The organism is Bacillus sp. KICET-3 (assembly GCF_033261025.1).
In the GTDB taxonomy this organism is placed as follows: domain Bacteria; phylum Bacillota; class Bacilli; order Bacillales; family Bacillaceae; genus Bacillus; species Bacillus sonorensis.
This window is the reverse complement of record NZ_CP137345.1, coordinates 1,482,982-1,497,599: the sequence shown is the minus strand read 5'-3', so window position 1 is coordinate 1,497,599 and position 14,618 is coordinate 1,482,982. Positions and strand designations below refer to the sequence as shown.

The 14,618-nt window shown below is 48.6% G+C and carries 13 protein-coding genes; 2 read left to right on the top strand and 11 right to left on the bottom strand.

Going from position 1 to position 14,618, the window contains the following annotated elements:
• Position 1: 1 nt before the first annotated feature.
• The 8 genes from R5H20_RS07525 to proG all read right to left on the bottom strand — a co-directional run bounded on the left by R5H20_RS07525 (position 2) and on the right by proG (position 8,521).
• Positions 2-1,090, bottom strand: a complete 1,089-nt coding sequence (locus tag R5H20_RS07525; RefSeq protein WP_006638510.1) for a dipeptide epimerase — start codon at positions 1,088-1,090, stop codon at positions 2-4.
• 23 nt (positions 1,091-1,113) lie between these two features.
• Complete coding sequence (locus tag R5H20_RS07520) at positions 1,114-2,037, bottom strand: S66 peptidase family protein (RefSeq protein ID WP_006638511.1); 924 nt, start codon at positions 2,035-2,037, stop codon at positions 1,114-1,116.
• Between the two features lie 84 nt (positions 2,038-2,121).
• Positions 2,122-3,768, bottom strand: coding sequence for a peptide ABC transporter substrate-binding protein (locus R5H20_RS07515; protein ID WP_087962516.1), 1,647 nt, complete (start codon positions 3,766-3,768; stop codon positions 2,122-2,124).
• Positions 3,769-3,771: 3 nt separating this feature from the next.
• A complete protein-coding gene (locus R5H20_RS07510) occupies positions 3,772-4,770 on the bottom strand; it encodes an ABC transporter ATP-binding protein (protein WP_006638513.1) in 999 nt (332 codons plus the stop codon).
• Positions 4,771-4,773: 3 nt separating this feature from the next.
• Positions 4,774-5,736: an ABC transporter permease gene (locus R5H20_RS07505; RefSeq protein WP_006638514.1), complete on the bottom strand. Its 963-nt coding sequence runs from the start codon at positions 5,734-5,736 to the stop codon at positions 4,774-4,776.
• Positions 5,737-5,741: 5 nt separating this feature from the next.
• Complete coding sequence (locus tag R5H20_RS07500; protein WP_006638515.1) at positions 5,742-6,668, bottom strand: ABC transporter permease; 927 nt, start codon at positions 6,666-6,668, stop codon at positions 5,742-5,744.
• Positions 6,669-6,684: 16 nt separating this feature from the next.
• A complete protein-coding gene (locus R5H20_RS07495; protein WP_006638516.1) occupies positions 6,685-7,509 on the bottom strand; it encodes a M55 family metallopeptidase in 825 nt (274 codons plus the stop codon).
• 190 nt (positions 7,510-7,699) lie between these two features.
• On the bottom strand, positions 7,700-8,521 hold the full coding sequence (gene proG, locus R5H20_RS07490; RefSeq protein WP_006638517.1) for a pyrroline-5-carboxylate reductase ProG: 822 nt from the start codon (positions 8,519-8,521) through the stop codon (positions 7,700-7,702).
• Between the two features lie 167 nt (positions 8,522-8,688).
• Here proG and R5H20_RS07485 point away from each other — a divergent pair, with 167 nt between their 5' ends.
• A complete protein-coding gene (locus R5H20_RS07485) occupies positions 8,689-9,984 on the top strand; it encodes a S1C family serine protease (protein WP_006638518.1) in 1,296 nt (431 codons plus the stop codon).
• Between the two features lie 86 nt (positions 9,985-10,070).
• On the opposite strand, the gene R5H20_RS07480 is transcribed toward R5H20_RS07485, so the two are convergent.
• Positions 10,071-11,030 carry a ring-cleaving dioxygenase gene (locus R5H20_RS07480; RefSeq protein ID WP_006638519.1) on the bottom strand — a complete coding sequence of 320 codons (960 nt, stop codon included), beginning with the start codon at positions 11,028-11,030 and terminating at the stop codon, positions 10,071-10,073.
• Positions 11,031-11,368: 338 nt separating this feature from the next.
• Here R5H20_RS07480 and R5H20_RS07475 point away from each other — a divergent pair, with 338 nt between their 5' ends.
• Positions 11,369-12,676 (top strand): APC family permease, encoded by a 1,308-nt coding sequence (locus tag R5H20_RS07475; protein WP_006638520.1) that lies wholly within the window; start codon positions 11,369-11,371, stop codon positions 12,674-12,676.
• Between the two features lie 44 nt (positions 12,677-12,720).
• Here R5H20_RS07475 and R5H20_RS07470 read toward each other — a convergent pair whose 3' ends face one another.
• A complete protein-coding gene (locus R5H20_RS07470; RefSeq protein ID WP_006638521.1) occupies positions 12,721-13,608 on the bottom strand; it encodes a carbohydrate ABC transporter permease in 888 nt (295 codons plus the stop codon).
• A gap of 18 nt (positions 13,609-13,626) precedes the next feature.
• Positions 13,627-14,580: an ABC transporter permease gene (locus tag R5H20_RS07465; RefSeq protein WP_006638522.1), complete on the bottom strand. Its 954-nt coding sequence runs from the start codon at positions 14,578-14,580 to the stop codon at positions 13,627-13,629.
• Between the last annotated feature and the right edge of the window lie 38 nt (positions 14,581-14,618).

Genomic DNA, 14,618 nt, shown 5'->3' with positions numbered 1-14,618 from the left:
ATCACTCCCCCTTTATCCCTTTAATATTGGAGATGCCGAGACCGGGAACATCAGGAAAGAACATTCTTCTTCCTTCATAGCTGATGCCGCCTTTGACGATATCCTCCTTCAGCATCAGCGGTGCATCAAAATCGAACCTTGTCACATTTTTTTGGCTTGCTGCAAAGTGTGCCGCCGCTGTAATGCCGAGCCTAGTTTCGATCATGCTTCCGGCCATGCACTCCACCCCGCAGGCTTCCGCCAAAGCATTGATCTTTAAAGCGTTACGGATGCCGCCCGCTTTCATCAGCTTAATATTGATCAAATCAGCGCTTCTCGTTTTAAGCACCTGAAAAGCCTGCTCCGGAGAAAACACGCTTTCGTCGGCCATGATCAATGTATCCACTGCATCTGTTACTTGTTTTAATCCTTCAAGATCATCTTTATGGACGGGCTGTTCAACAAGCTCGATATCAAGACCTTCATCCTCCAGTTTCCGAATCGCCCTGACTGCCTGTTTGGGCGTCCATCCTTGATTTGCATCAAGCCGGATTTTCGCTCCCGTCCCCGTACGTCCGCGGATTTCACGGATGCGGGCAAGATCTGATTCGATGTCGTCCTTTCCGACCTTTACTTTTAATGTACGAAAACCCTCATTCATATAGCGGGCGGCGTCTTCCCCCATTTCTTCAGGCTGATTGACGCTGACGGTAAAGTCCGTCTCAATCTCCCGCCTGTACCCTCCTAAAAATTGATATAAAGGCAGCCCGCACATTTGTGATAAACAATCGTAAACAGCCATATCAACAGCGGCCTTTGCGCTTGTATTTCCGCACATCAATTTGTCGATTGTACAAAATACGGCTTCCGCCCTTAATAAACTTTGGCCGATCAAGGCAGGTGCAAACACCTCCCTGATCGCGCTTTCGATGCTGTCAAGAGTTTCTCCAGTGATAACGGCGGTCGGGGGCGCTTCTCCCCAGCCTGATGCGTCCTCTGCCAACATGTTAACCATGACGGCTTCAGCGGTATGCACTGTTCTGAGCGCGGTTTTGAACGGTTTCTTTAATGGAACGGCGATTCGGTATGTATGAATAGCGGTTATCTTCATGCCGGCCCTCCTCTTTTTTCGTTTTAAGAAACCCCGGGTTCGATCATCAGTTGTTTTTTTTCAGTATCAAGCATGCCTTCAGCCCCGATTGGTATAGCGATATTCGGGGAAGAATGGCCGATTTGAAAGCCTGACAGCGCCGGCTTGCCTTCCGGGACGATATAATCTTCTATGATCTCCTTTAACGTCAGTGATTCACTGCGCTTTTTCGGAATGCAATCATGAAAATCGCAGAGCAGAATACCTGCGGCATCAGACAATTTCCCCGCCATTTTCAAATGATTGAGCATCCGGTCGATTTTGTAAGGCTCTTCATCGATATCCTCTATAAAGAGAAGCTTTCCCCTTGTATCGATTTCAAACGGCGTGCCGAGGGTTGTCACAAGAAGGGCGAGATTTCCGCCGATCAGCTCCCCTTTTGCTTTTCCTTTTACAACAGCCTCTAAAGGCGAGACGTCTTCGGTCAGAGTGAGCGACATTTTTTGAAACAGCTGCTGAAAGGACTGTTTTGTCAATGGATGGACGTCTTCTTTGCCGATATCAGAGCTGAGCATCGGTCCATGGAATGTGATCAGATTGGTCCGCTTCTGGATGGCCATATGTAAAAACGTAATGTCTGAATATCCCCAAAATATTTTCGGATGGCTTTTGATGACGTCAAAATCAATCTTCTCCGCAATCCGTCCCGTCCCATACCCTCCGCACGCGCAGATCACCGCTTTGACGGACGGATCCTGGAACATATCATGAAAATCCCGCAGGCGCTCTTCATCCGTTCCCGCCAAATAGCCGTGTTTTTTGCCGGAGGCACGGCCGATTTTGACACGGAGCCCAAGCTTTTTTAAATATTGGACGGCGGCATCAAGTTTTTCCGCGACAGGCGGACTCGCCGGTGCGATCACCCCGACCGTATCGCCGGTTTTCAGTTTTTGAGGCGCGATTTTCAATGCAAAGTCCCCCTTGTGAAAAAACCGCCCGGAATCGTGCTGAAGAGGCGCACATACATGTCCCGGGCGGACTTTTTTATCATTCTATGTTTTTTCGGCCCATTTCAGTTCGATATAGCCGACAGGATGGCGGATGATGCCCTTGACATTTTCCTTTTCCAAATGGACTTGGTTATAGAAATAGACCGGAATGATCGGCATACCTTCAAATAACACCTTTTCCGCCTGATGCATCAGCTCATTGCGTTTTCCTTCATCAGCTTCATGTTTCGCCGCTTTGATCAGCTGATCATACTCTTTGCTGCTCCACCCGGTCCGGTTCATCGAATTATCGGTTTGAAAGCTTTCTAAGAAATTGATCGGGTCAGCATAATCGGCCAGGAAAGAGCTTTGCGAAAACTGAAACTTGAGCGCTTTTTGCTCCTCGAGGAACGTGTTCCATTCCATATTGGCCAGCTTCACATTGACGTTCAATACACTTTTCAGCTGTTGCTGAACCGCCTCGGCCATTTTTTTATGTTCAGGCTTTGTGCTGTATGTCAGCGTAATTTCCGGCAGCTTCTTATAATGTTCTTCCTTCATTCCTTTTTCAAGAAGCTTTTTCGCTTCATCGGCATTAAATGTGACTACATCTCCGCCTTCCTCGCGAAAGTCCTTGCCGCCTGATCCTTTCAAGCCCGGCGAGACAAAGGCGCGCGCAGGCTTTTCACCGTTTTTCGTGACGTAGTCGACAAGTTCCTGCTGGTCAACCGCCATCGCGAACGCTTTTCTGATGTTTTCATTTTGGAAGGGCTCCATCTTGACATTGAACCTGTAAAAGTAAAGGCCGGCCTGATCAAACACCTTCACTTCGTCAGACCCCATCAGCTTTTCGCTCATCTCTGCCGGTACATATGCCGTGTCAAGCTCACCCGACTGGAACATTTGATAATCGGTATTTCTGTCATTGACCATCGCCCATGTGACTTTATCCAGCTTTACGGTTTTTTTATCCCAGTACGTGTCGCTTTTTTCCATCGCCAGGCTTTCATCATGCTTCCACTCCGTCAGCTTAAACGGTCCGTTCCCGACAAACGTATCTGCTTCCTCATGCCATTTCGGATTTCCCTCGGCTACCTTCTGATTGACAGGGAAAAAGGCAGGATTTGAGACAATGCTTAAAAACGATTTTTGCGGGCTTGTCAGCGTGACTTTAAGGGTTTTGTCATTCAAGGCTTCTACCTTTACGTCATCCTTCGAGCCTTTTCCGTTGTTAAATTCTTCGCCGCCTTCAATAACATATCCTAAAAACGCGGCGGAAGAACCTGTTTTCGGATCAAGCAGGCGCTTCCATGCATATTCGAAGTCGCCCGCTGTCAGCGGATCTCCGTTAGACCATTTCGCCTGCCCGCGGATTGTAAAAGTATATGTCTTTCCATCATCGGAAATGCTCCATTTTTCGGCTGATGCGGCCTCAGGCTCATGATCGGCCCCAAGCCTCGTCAGCCCCTCCATCAAGTTGTTCAGCGCCTGCCATGACACATTATTAAAGCCGGTCGGCGGATCAAATGATGTCGGTTCATTTTCATTGTTCAGCTTCAGAACCTGTTCCTGATTCGACTCTTTCCCTTTCCCGTCCGCATTCGCATTCTGACCCGCCTGTTCATTTGCCGTACAGCCGAACAGCATGACGGAAACCACCATGACGATCAAACCGCTCCACCATGTTTTCATCAAATCCCCCCGTTTCATAGATTAAGAACTAAATACAACCCGTTTTGCCCGTTCATCCTGAAGCCAGCAGCAGACATCGTGCCCTGCCGCCACTTCCGTTTTCGCCGGATAGAGCTTTTCGCAGACCTCCATCGCATTTGGGCAGCGGGCGGTAAACGGACAGCCCGCCGGCGGAGAAAATAAATCAGGCGGCGTTCCGTCGATCGGAACGAGATCCGCTTCTTCAAGGTCAAGCCTCGGCACGGATTTCAACAATCCCTTTGTGTACGGATGCTGCGGATGATAAAAGATGTCTTTCCGCGTTCCCGTCTCTGCGATTTTCCCCGCATACATGACCGCGATTCTGTCGGCGGTCTGCGCGACAACCCCTAAATCATGTGTAATTAAAATGATGGACACGCCGGTTTTTTGCTGAATATCTTTAAACAGCTCAAGGATTTGTGCCTGTATCGTGACATCAAGCGCGGTTGTCGGCTCATCGGCAATCAGGATTTCCGGCTCACAGATCAGCGCCATCGCGATCACGATCCTCTGCCTCATGCCTCCGCTGAATTGATGCGGATACTGTTTCAAACGCTCTCCCGGATTCGGAATCCCGACGAGCTCAAGCATCGAGACCACGGCCTCTTTCGCCGCAGCCTTCGAAACCGCGCGGTGCTCCAAAACCGCTTCTGTCAGCTGATCGCCGATGGTTAAGGTCGGATTCAGCGCCGTCATGGGATCCTGGAAGATCATCGAGATCTCGGCTCCGCGGATCGTCCTCATTTCTTTTTCAGACAGATGGCGCAAGTCCTTTCCTTTGAAACGTATGGCTCCATCTGTGATCAAGGCAGAAAATTTCGGAAGCAGTTGCATGATGCTTTGTGATGTCACACTTTTACCGCATCCTGATTCACCGACAATCGCGAACGTTTCCCCTTCATACAAATCAAAGCTGACGCCGCGGACGGCTTTAACCGTCCCTCCGTATGTCGCAAATGACACATGCAGATTCTCGACTTCCAATATTTTTTTCCGCAAATGTCATGACCTCCTCAGCTTCGGATCTAGTGCATCCTGAAGTCCGTCTCCAAGAACATTGAAGGCGAACATCGTCAGGGAGATAAAGAAAGCCGGGAAAAACAGCCGCCACCAATGACCTGACAAAATCACCGGAAGACCGTCGTTCGCCATGACGCCCCAGCTGGCGAACGGAGCCTGAATCCCGAGCCCGAGAAAGCTTAAAAACGCTTCGGCGAATATCGCGGACGGCACTGTCAGTGTCATCTGAACGATGATCGCCCCCATCATGTTCGGAAGCAGGTTTTTTCTGATGATGCGCATTGTTTTCGCCCCAAACGTTTTGGAGGCGAGGACGTGCTCATCATGCTTGACCTTCAGCACCTGTCCCCTGACAATCCGGGCCATGCCGACCCATCCGGTGACAGTCAGCGCGATGAGAATCGTCCCGAGTCCGGGTCCCATCAACACCATTAAAAGAATGACGACCAGCAAGTATGGAAGTCCGTGGAGCACTTCAATGATCCGCATCATGACATGGTCGGTTTTTCCGCCTTTATAGCCGGCAATCCCGCCGTAAATGACGCCGATCGCAAAGTCGATCAAAGCCGCCATAACACCGACAAATAGCGAAATTCTCGCCCCGTACCATGTTCTTGTAAAAACGTCGCGGCCAAGCTCATCTGTTCCGAACCAATGCTGCGGGGACGGGGGAAGATTTTGCTGTGCGAGCGATTGCTGTGTGACGCTGTGCGGAGACAAAACCGGCCCGAAAGCCGCCATGATGAAGAGGAAGATCAGAATGCCCAAACCGGCCATCGCCAGCTTGTTCTTCCTTAAAATGCGCCAGGCGTTCTGCCAATAGGAGAGGCTTGGTCTGAGTACAGATTCACGTTCGCCCTTTTCCTGTTTCTTCGGGGCAAACCATTCGTTCGGGATATGCCCGCCCGGCGGCGCTTCATGTTCCGTGCGAACTGGGAGGCTCATATGACTCACCCTTTCTTATGCAGTTTAATGCGGGGATCAAGGATTCCGTAGGCCAAATCGACTAAAAACAGCATAACAATGAGGATGATGCTGTAAAAAACGGTGGTTCCCATAATCACGGGATAATCGCGGGAATTGATGCTTTCAACGAAATATTTTCCCATTCCCGGAATGGCGAAGATTTTTTCAATGACGAAGCTGCCCGTTAAAATGGCGGCTGCCAGCGTCCCGAGTACCGTGATCACGGGCATGAGTGCGTTTTTCAGGGCATGCTTCATGACGATTTTAACAGGGGAAAGCCCTTTCGCCCTCGCCGTCCGGATATAGTCCTGAGTCAGCACTTCAATCATGCTCGAACGCGTCAGCCTGGCGATAATCGCCATCGGCCCCATGGCCAAAGCAACTGTCGGGAGCACCATATGCATCGGGCTCGTCCATGTCGAAGGGGGAAAGATGTTCCAATTGACGGCGAACTGCTGAATCAGCATCGTCGCCATGATAAAGTTCGGAACGGAAATGCCGAGGACGGCGACCGTCATCGCCGCGTAGTCGATGATCCCGTTTTGCCGAAGCGCTGCAAAGATGCCGAGCGCAATCCCTGACAAAATCGCAATTATGAGAGACGTCATTCCCAGTTCAAATGAAACGGGAAAGCCTCTAGACAGCATATCGTTGACACTTTGTGAAGGCTGCTTGATCGACGGACCGAAATCAAAAGCGACGATCGACTTTAAATAAAACAAATATTGAACAAAGAGAGGCTCGTCCAAATGGTAGTAAGCCTCCAAATTCCGCTGGACTGCTTCATTTGTGTTCCGCTCTTCATTAAAAGGAGAGCCCGGTATTACTTTCATCATCACAAAGGTCAAGGTCGTAATCACCAAAATGGTCGCTACCATCGACAGCAGCCGCTTCATGATGTAACCTGCCATTGTTCATCACACCTTCCTAGGAAAATGTCGTTCTCATCGCAAGCTCTGTCATCACAAGCATCGCCTGGTAGGCTTCCAAAATGTCCTTTGCTTCATAACGGACTACCGTCGTTCCCGGCTTGATTTCCGTGCCCGGCATCAGGTTCGCCCATTCCGCCTGGCCGTAGTTGGCAAATTCGATGCTGAGCACCGGTCTGTCGGGAGGCGTGAGCGGCTTGACTTTATCCTTGTTTCGCAGCGCGAAAGCCGTCTGTTCTTTTAACAGGCGCCCCGCTTTTTCCGGTGTGAGACACTTGACCGCCGAACGGGAAATCGTTTCTTTGACGGCCGCGGTCGCCACGTTCGGAATCAGCTCCTCCGCTTCTGCCGCCGCCTGGCTGTCACCGGCAACCATCAGCACCGGGACGCCGAAATAGCCCGCCACATAAGCATTAAAGCCGAGCTCGCCGACCGGCTGATCATTTATGTAAAAATGTCTGACGCCGAAAATCATGCTGTGCGACATCACGCCTTTCATCGAGGCCCTCGCATGGTATCCCAAAAACATCGCTCCCGCGCATGTGTCATCAAGCCCCTGAACCATTGAAAACGGTTTGACATCCCCTGAGATCAGCTGCGCTTCAGGATGAAGCCGCTCAATCAAAAGGTTGTTCATCTTAGAATGGCTGTCATTGACAAGCACTTCAGAACAGCCGTTTTTGAACGCCTCTTCAATGACATAATTGGCCTCATCCGTCATGATCATCCGGCCCCGCTCATAATTCAGCTTGCTTGAATCAACGAACGTATCATCCGGAAGTCCCGAAATCCCCTCCATATCAACGGACATATACAGCTTCATCGAAAACCCCCCTGTCAAAAATCCCTCAATTTTTTTGTTATTTTATGAATATTCTAACAAATTATATTAGAATTTTAATAGGATTGCAATAACTGTTGGGAAATTTAGAAAATAAAGATAATGGTGGAATGTACAGGAATTTGCCGAATAAAAACAGGAGGCCGTTCCTAAGGCAGCCTCCTGTTTTTATTTATTGGTCGCCGCGGCTGACCGTTTCTTTTATTTCTTCGTATTTCTTCAACGTTCTGGAAAACACTTCATCAAACATCTGCGGCGCCTGTTGTCGTATGGCGTCGGCTCCTTCGGCGGTGATGCCCCCTTTTGTCGCCACTCTTTGCAATGTTTCCTCAAAAGTCATTTGTTTTTCCAACAAAAGTTTCCCGGTTCCTACCAAAGAATGAATCAGGAAGTCAAACGCTTCTTCTTTTGCCAGACTGCTGTTTCTTACTGCGGCCTGAGCGAATTCTTCAAAAATCGAAGCAATCAATCCCGGTGATGAGCTGGTTAAATTGCTCGCGGCATCGATATCTGCTTCCCGGATGTTTTTTACTCTGCCAAATGATGCGAGATATTCTTCGAGCCGCTTTTTGTTTTTTTCCGCCACGCGTTCTCCGTGAACCACAAGCGATGTACCTGTGTCTGTTTCAGATGTCAGAGTCGGTATGTATCTTGATACTTGACTGCCTGTCCACTTGTGAAGCTGCTCGATCGTGACCGCGGCCGCGATAGACACGATGTGCGCATCTTTTTGGAGATGCGGACTGATCTGTGCGACTGCTTCTTTTACAGCTATAGGCGGTACACAGATGAAGAGAAGTTCGCATTGATTTGCGAGTTCCTCAGGAGATTGGCGGGAAACATTCGGATAGCGTTTTATAAAGCTTTCAGCTCTGCCTCCGGGTGTCCTCGTACTGATTGCCACCATATCTTCATTGATCTTTTTTTGTTCAAGCAGCTTTGATGCGATCATGTCTGCCATGCTTCCAAATCCGATAAAACCGATTTTTTTCAATGCTTTTAACACCTCGGGGTATTGGTCTTTTATCCGCCGCTGGGCGGTCTGTTATCTATTCTATCCGTTTCTTTTACAATTTCCCACAATGTTTTCACGTTTATCCCACACTCTTTGTTTATGATGTAGTCATCAAAGGTTATGATAACAATAGGAGCGTGGAGAATATGGAATACAATCGGGAAAATCCTCATGAACCCAAACATGAAATCATCATTCCTGAACAGCAGACGGAGCAAACCGTTAACCGTGCAGAGCATCAAAAACGCAAAATGTCCTGGCTGACGCCGATCATCAGCGGCATCATCGGAGGAAGCCTCGTCCTCGGTGTGACGACGTTTCAGCACAGCGGAGACGAAAAGACCAATTCGTCAGTGCAAACCCAAACAAATCAAACAACAAATACGACTTCGCCGCAAAGTACGAAAACGGAAAAGCTGTCAAACTCAAGCACATCAGATGTATCGGACATGGTTGAAAATGTGTCGCCTGCCATCGTCGGCATCTCAAACTATCAAAAACAGTCACAGACCGGCATGTTCGGCTTTGAAAGCAGCAATAACAGCTCCAGCGAAGAGGAAACAGGAACAGGATCAGGCGTTATTTATAAAAAAGCGAACGGAAAAGCGTATATCATCACAAACAATCATGTTGTCGAAGGCGCGAGCAAGCTGACCGTTTCCTTATCTAACGGAAAAGAAGTGGAAGGCAAGCTGCTTGGCAGCGACTCCCTGACAGACCTTGCCGTTGTTGAAATCTCCGCTGATCATGTGGAAAAGGTCGCAACTTTCGGCGACTCTTCCAGCCTAAAAGCGGGCGAATCAGTGGTGGCGATCGGCAACCCGCTCGGCAAAGACCTTTCCCGCACTGTAACACAGGGAATCGTCAGCGGTGTCAACCGGACCGTTTCCGTCGATACATCAGCCGGGGAAACCAAGATGAACGTCATTCAGACGGATGCCGCGATCAATCCAGGAAACAGCGGAGGAGCCCTGTTAAATACAAAAGGCGAAGTCATCGGGATTAACAGTATGAAAATCAGTGAAACCGGTGTTGAAGGGATCGGGTTTGCGATTCCGAGCAATGACGTCAAGCCGATTGCAGAGGAACTGCAATCAAAAGGAAAAATCGAACGTCCGTATATCGGTGTGAGCATGATGGATCTGAACCAGGTTCCTGAAAACTATCAAACAGGAACGCTCGGATTGAGCGGCAGCCAATTAAACAAAGGCGTCTACATCGGCCAGGTCGCCGCAGGATCTCCGGCTGAAAAAGCAGGCCTCAAAGAAAATGATGTCATCGTCAGCCTGAACGGCAAAGAAACCGATTCAGGAAGCACCCTCCGCAATATCCTTTACAAGAATACAAAGATCGGAGACACGGTGAAAGTGACGATTATCAGAAACGGCAAAACCATGACAAAACAAGTGAAGCTTGATCAAAAAGAAGAAACTTCTTCTTAATCAATATAAATCCTCCCTGGCTGCCGGCATTGCCGGCAGTTTTTTTATTTTCGAAAAAACCAAGGCTCCCCATCAGGGGGCCTTGGTTACATTGTTGTCTGAATCGGTGTAAGCCGGGCTTCAATTTCTTTCCGTCTATTTTCAAGATATGGCGGCAGCGCAAGGCTTTGCCCCAGGTGGTCGATGTCTTCGTCAACGGCAAAACCGGGACCGTCTGTCGAAAGCTCAAAAAGGATGCCGTTCGGTTCTCTGAAGTACAGCGCTTTAAAATAATAGCGTTCTACGATGCCGGAGTTTGTGAAGCCATGCGCGCTGATTGTTTCATGCCATTTTTGCAGCTCTTCCTCATCTTTGACGCGGAATGCAACATGGTGGACGCTGCCTCTACCGGGCCGCTCTCTCCGCAAATCTTCGGTTTTTTTCACATGGATTTCCGTTGCTGCCCCGCCTTCTCCTGATTCAAAAATAAGCAGTTTTTGGTTTGTTTCCGTCCAGTCTTCGGCAATCTGCTTAAAGCCGAGAATGTCTGTCAGAACGGCGGCTGTCGGTTCTGTATCGGCGACGGACAGCTCGACGGGACCGAGCCCCCTGATGGCAAATTCCCCGGGAATGACGCTGTTTTTCACAGGTACTCCGATATCTTTGCCGTTTTCATCCGCAGTGAGAATGATGTTTTGTCCTTCAGGATCTAAAAAGCGGAGAATGCTGCGCCCCGCCCGCTTGGTGATGGAGTCTTTGGCAACGCCGAGCTCATCAAGACGCTTTTCCCAAAAGCGAAGCGCCTCTTCCCCCGGTACGCGAAGCGAGACGGATGAAATGCAGTTCGTGCCTTCCACACGGCGCGCCAGCATCGGAATTTCGAAAAATGTCAAATCCGATCCGGGCGTCGCAACCTCATCTCCGTAAAACAAATGATACATCGTCGGCTCATCCTGATTGACTGATTTTTTGATCAGCTTCATTCCCAGTCCTTTTACATAAAAATCGTAGTTTTTTTGCGCATGTGCCGTTAAAGCAGACACGTGGTGAATACCGTTTACTTTCATAACAATTCATCTCCTATTAGGTTGCGATGTTAATATCTCGAATTCGAGATATATGTTCTATAACCAAGGTATGTGATTTCAAGTCAAAAGTCAACTGATGACGCTCGGCACACAAGATGGTGAAGGAAAACACGAAAAATCTTAACAATAAGAGTTATATATCTAAATAAAGTTCGACTATAAATCTTCTAAAACGCGTTTTACCACCTCAAAATACATCAAAAATAAAAAAACAACGAAAATCAGAAAATTTATTTTATTTTTGTTTTTGAAAAATGGTATTACAATATAAAAATAGTTTTTCAGAAAAAGAAATCAAACAATGGGAGGCGTAACAAATGAATGCAGAAGAAAACGGACTAAAAAAAGAGATAGGCTTATTATTTGCGCTTTCTCTGGTGATTGGAACGATCATCGGCTCGGGCGTGTTTATGAAGCCCGGCAGTGTTCTTTCTTATTCCGGCAATGCGCAGATCGCACTTTTCGCCTGGCTTCTGGGAGGCTTTCTAACGCTTGCAGGCGGACTGACGATCGCCGAACTCGGTACACAGATTCCGAAAACGGGCGGCCTTTATACGTATCTTGAAGAGATTTACGGAGAGTTCTGGGGCTTTTTGTGCGGCTGGGTTCAAATCATTATCTACGGACCCGCGATCATCGGCGCGCTCGGATTGTATTTCGGCTCACTCGTGGCCAATTTGTTTTCATGGGACAAGTCATTTGCCGCGCTTATCGGCATTATATCCGTCGCCTTTTTGTGCATCGTCAACATTATCGGCACCAAGTACGGCGGGGCGGTTCAAACGATCACAACGGTCGGAAAGCTGATCCCCATTGTATGCATTGTGATCTTCGGCCTTTGGAAAGGCGACGAGCATATATTTAGTGAGGTCAGCAGCGGTATCGCAGACCAGAACTTCGGAGCTGCCGTTTTGGCGACATTGTTCGCTTATGACGGCTGGATACTGCTTGCCGCGCTCGGCGGAGAAATGAAACAGCCGGAAAAACTTCTTCCAAAAGCGATGACCGGAGGCATTCTGATCGTTACGGCCTGCTATTTGTTTATCAATCTGGCACTGCTTCATATCCTGCCTGCCGACCAGATCGTAAAGCTCGGCGAAAATGCGACAAGCACCGCGGCATCGATGCTTTTCGGACCGATCGGCGGCAAATTGATCTCCATCGGAATCATTGTCAGTATTTTCGGCTGCTTAAACGGGAAAGTCCTGTCCTTTCCGCGCGTCATTTTCGCGATGGCTGAAAAAAAACAGCTGCCGTTTTCTCGCTGGATCTCCCACGTTCATCCGACGTTTCATACCCCGTGGATCGCCGTCATCGTGCAAATCATCTTTGCGGTTGTGCTGATGATTATCAGCAATCCGGAAAAGCTGTCAGAGGTTTCAATTTTTATGATCTATATCTTTTATGTGATGGCATTTTTCGCGGTATTTATTTTACGCAGACGAAACAGCGGGCTGAAAAGATCGTACAGTGTACCGCTTTATCCTTACCTGCCGATCGCGGCAATCGCCGGCTCCTTGTTTGTCCTCGGCAGCACGCTCTTAACAGACTTCTACAGCTGCCTATGGTCGATCTTGATCGGCCTTGCCGGATTGCCGGTTTATGTTTGGATGAAAAAAGCATAGCTTCAACCGCTAAAGGAAGCCGCCGGAACGACCCGGCGGCTTTTTTACCCTTTCACAGACCCGATCAAGATCCCTTTGGCAAAATGCTTTTGCAAAAACGGATACACCGCTAAAATCGGGAGGGTCGCAATGACGATGACGGCCAATTTAATCGACTGCTCCGGCGGGACGGTGTTTTCCATCATGTCATTGGTGGTCCCTGTCAAATCCGACAGAATCGTAACTTGGCGCAGCACCATTTGCAGCGGCCATTTTGCACTGTCATTGATGTAAAGAAGCGCATGGAAAAAATCGTTCCAAATGCCGACCGCATAAAAGAGCGCAAAGGTTGCGACAATCGGTTTCGAAAGCGGAAGCGCGATCCGGAAAAACACGCCGATCTCCGAACAGCCGTCTATTTTCGCGGATTCTTCCAGCTCTCTCGGCAGCTGCTGAAAAAAATTTTTAATAATGATTAAATTGAACGGATTAATGGCCATCGGTAATATCAACGCCCAGTAAGAGTCCAGGAGACCAAGCGATTTGACGACGATATACGTCGGTATCATCCCGCCGCTGAAGAGCATCGCGAAAATCACAAGATTTAACAGCAGGTTCCTTCCCTTCAGATGCCGTTTTGCAAGCGGGTATGCCATCGTAAACGTAAACATGAGCTGGACGATCGTTCCGACCACCGTAATGAGCACGGATACACCCATGCTTCTGATAAACGTCGGTGTCGAAAAAATATAACGGTATGCATCAAGTGAAAATGTTTCCGGAAAGATGAAAAAGCTTCTTTCCGAAAGTTCTGCTTCTGTCGCAAACGAACCGGCGATAATGTACAGAAAAGGCAGAACCGTCACAAGTCCGCAGCAGCCGAGAAAGACGATATTAAACCAATCAAACACCCGCCCGGCTTTCGTGTTATGAATCGCTTCTGAACCGGCCATTTTTTCTTCACCCCCATCCTAAAACAGACCGTCCTGGTCGAATTTTTTCGCGATATAATTGGCGCCGAAAATCAACGCAATGCCGACGACTGATTTAAAGAGGCCGACTGCCGTACTGTAGCTGTAAGCTCCCTGCGTGATTCCGACGATATAGACATATGTGTCAAAAATCTCCGCCACACTCCTGTTCAAAGAGTTGGTCATCAGAAAAATCTGTTCGAAGCCGATGTTCAAAAAATTGCCGATTCTTAAAATGAGCAGGACGATGATCGTGCTTCTGATCGCCGGGAGCGTAATATGCCACAATCTTCTGAAACGCCCCGCTCCATCCATCACGGCCGCTTCATACTGCTCCTGGTCAACTGAAGCAAGCGCCGCCAAAAACAGAATCGTTCCCCAGCCCGTCTCTTTCCAAATACTCTGCAACACGATCATCGGCCTGAACCATTCGGTGTCTGAGAGAAAGGAAATCTCTCTTCCCGTTATCTGTTCAAGGATTTTATTAATGACGCCGGTGTCAACCGTGAAAAAGACAAACGTGATGCTGACGACGATCGTCCATGAGACAAAATGCGGGACATAAATGAATGTCTGAATGCATCTTTTGTAAATGGCGTGCCTCAGCTCATTCAGCATCAGGGCGACAATGAGCGGCGCCGGGAAGGCAAATATCAAATCGAGAGCGGCGAGCATCAGTGTATTGCGGAGCAGCCGAAAAAAATCGGGGTTCATAAAAAAGTCTTGAAAATACTCAAATCCGACCCATTCGCTTTGCCAAAAGCCGAGATAAGGCGAATAATCCTTAAAGGCGATCAATACGCCCCACATCGGCCAATATTTAAAAATAAGAAAATATAAAACACCGGGAACGAGCAGAAGATAAAGCCATTTATCCCGTTTAAAGGCTGCCAGCCCGTTCGTTTTCCGTTTTGTTGCAACAGCGGCCGTCTCCGTTTTCGTTGTGATTTCCATATACCGCATCCTCCTTTCGATCTGCTGCCGGAGACGGT

What these genes read in the sequence shown, in the direction of transcription:
- R5H20_RS07525 (WP_006638510.1), bottom strand. Translation starts at nt 1,090, where the DNA reads ATGAAGATAACCGCTATTCATACATACCGAATCGCCGTTCCATTAAAG.
- R5H20_RS07515 (WP_087962516.1), bottom strand. Translation starts at nt 3,768, where the DNA reads ATGAAACGGGGGGATTTGATGAAAACATGGTGGAGCGGTTTGATCGTC.
- R5H20_RS07505 (WP_006638514.1), bottom strand. Translation starts at nt 5,736, where the DNA reads ATGAGCCTCCCAGTTCGCACGGAACATGAAGCGCCGCCGGGCGGGCAT.
- R5H20_RS07500 (WP_006638515.1), bottom strand. Translation starts at nt 6,668, where the DNA reads ATGGCAGGTTACATCATGAAGCGGCTGCTGTCGATGGTAGCGACCATT.
- R5H20_RS07495 (WP_006638516.1), bottom strand. Translation starts at nt 7,509, where the DNA reads ATGAAGCTGTATATGTCCGTTGATATGGAGGGGATTTCGGGACTTCCG.
- R5H20_RS07485 (WP_006638518.1), top strand. Translation starts at nt 8,689, where the DNA reads ATGGAATACAATCGGGAAAATCCTCATGAACCCAAACATGAAATCATC.
- R5H20_RS07480 (WP_006638519.1), bottom strand. Translation starts at nt 11,030, where the DNA reads ATGAAAGTAAACGGTATTCACCACGTGTCTGCTTTAACGGCACATGCG.
- R5H20_RS07475 (WP_006638520.1), top strand. Translation starts at nt 11,369, where the DNA reads ATGAATGCAGAAGAAAACGGACTAAAAAAAGAGATAGGCTTATTATTT.
- R5H20_RS07470 (WP_006638521.1), bottom strand. Translation starts at nt 13,608, where the DNA reads ATGGCCGGTTCAGAAGCGATTCATAACACGAAAGCCGGGCGGGTGTTT.
- R5H20_RS07465 (WP_006638522.1), bottom strand. Translation starts at nt 14,580, where the DNA reads ATGGAAATCACAACGAAAACGGAGACGGCCGCTGTTGCAACAAAACGG.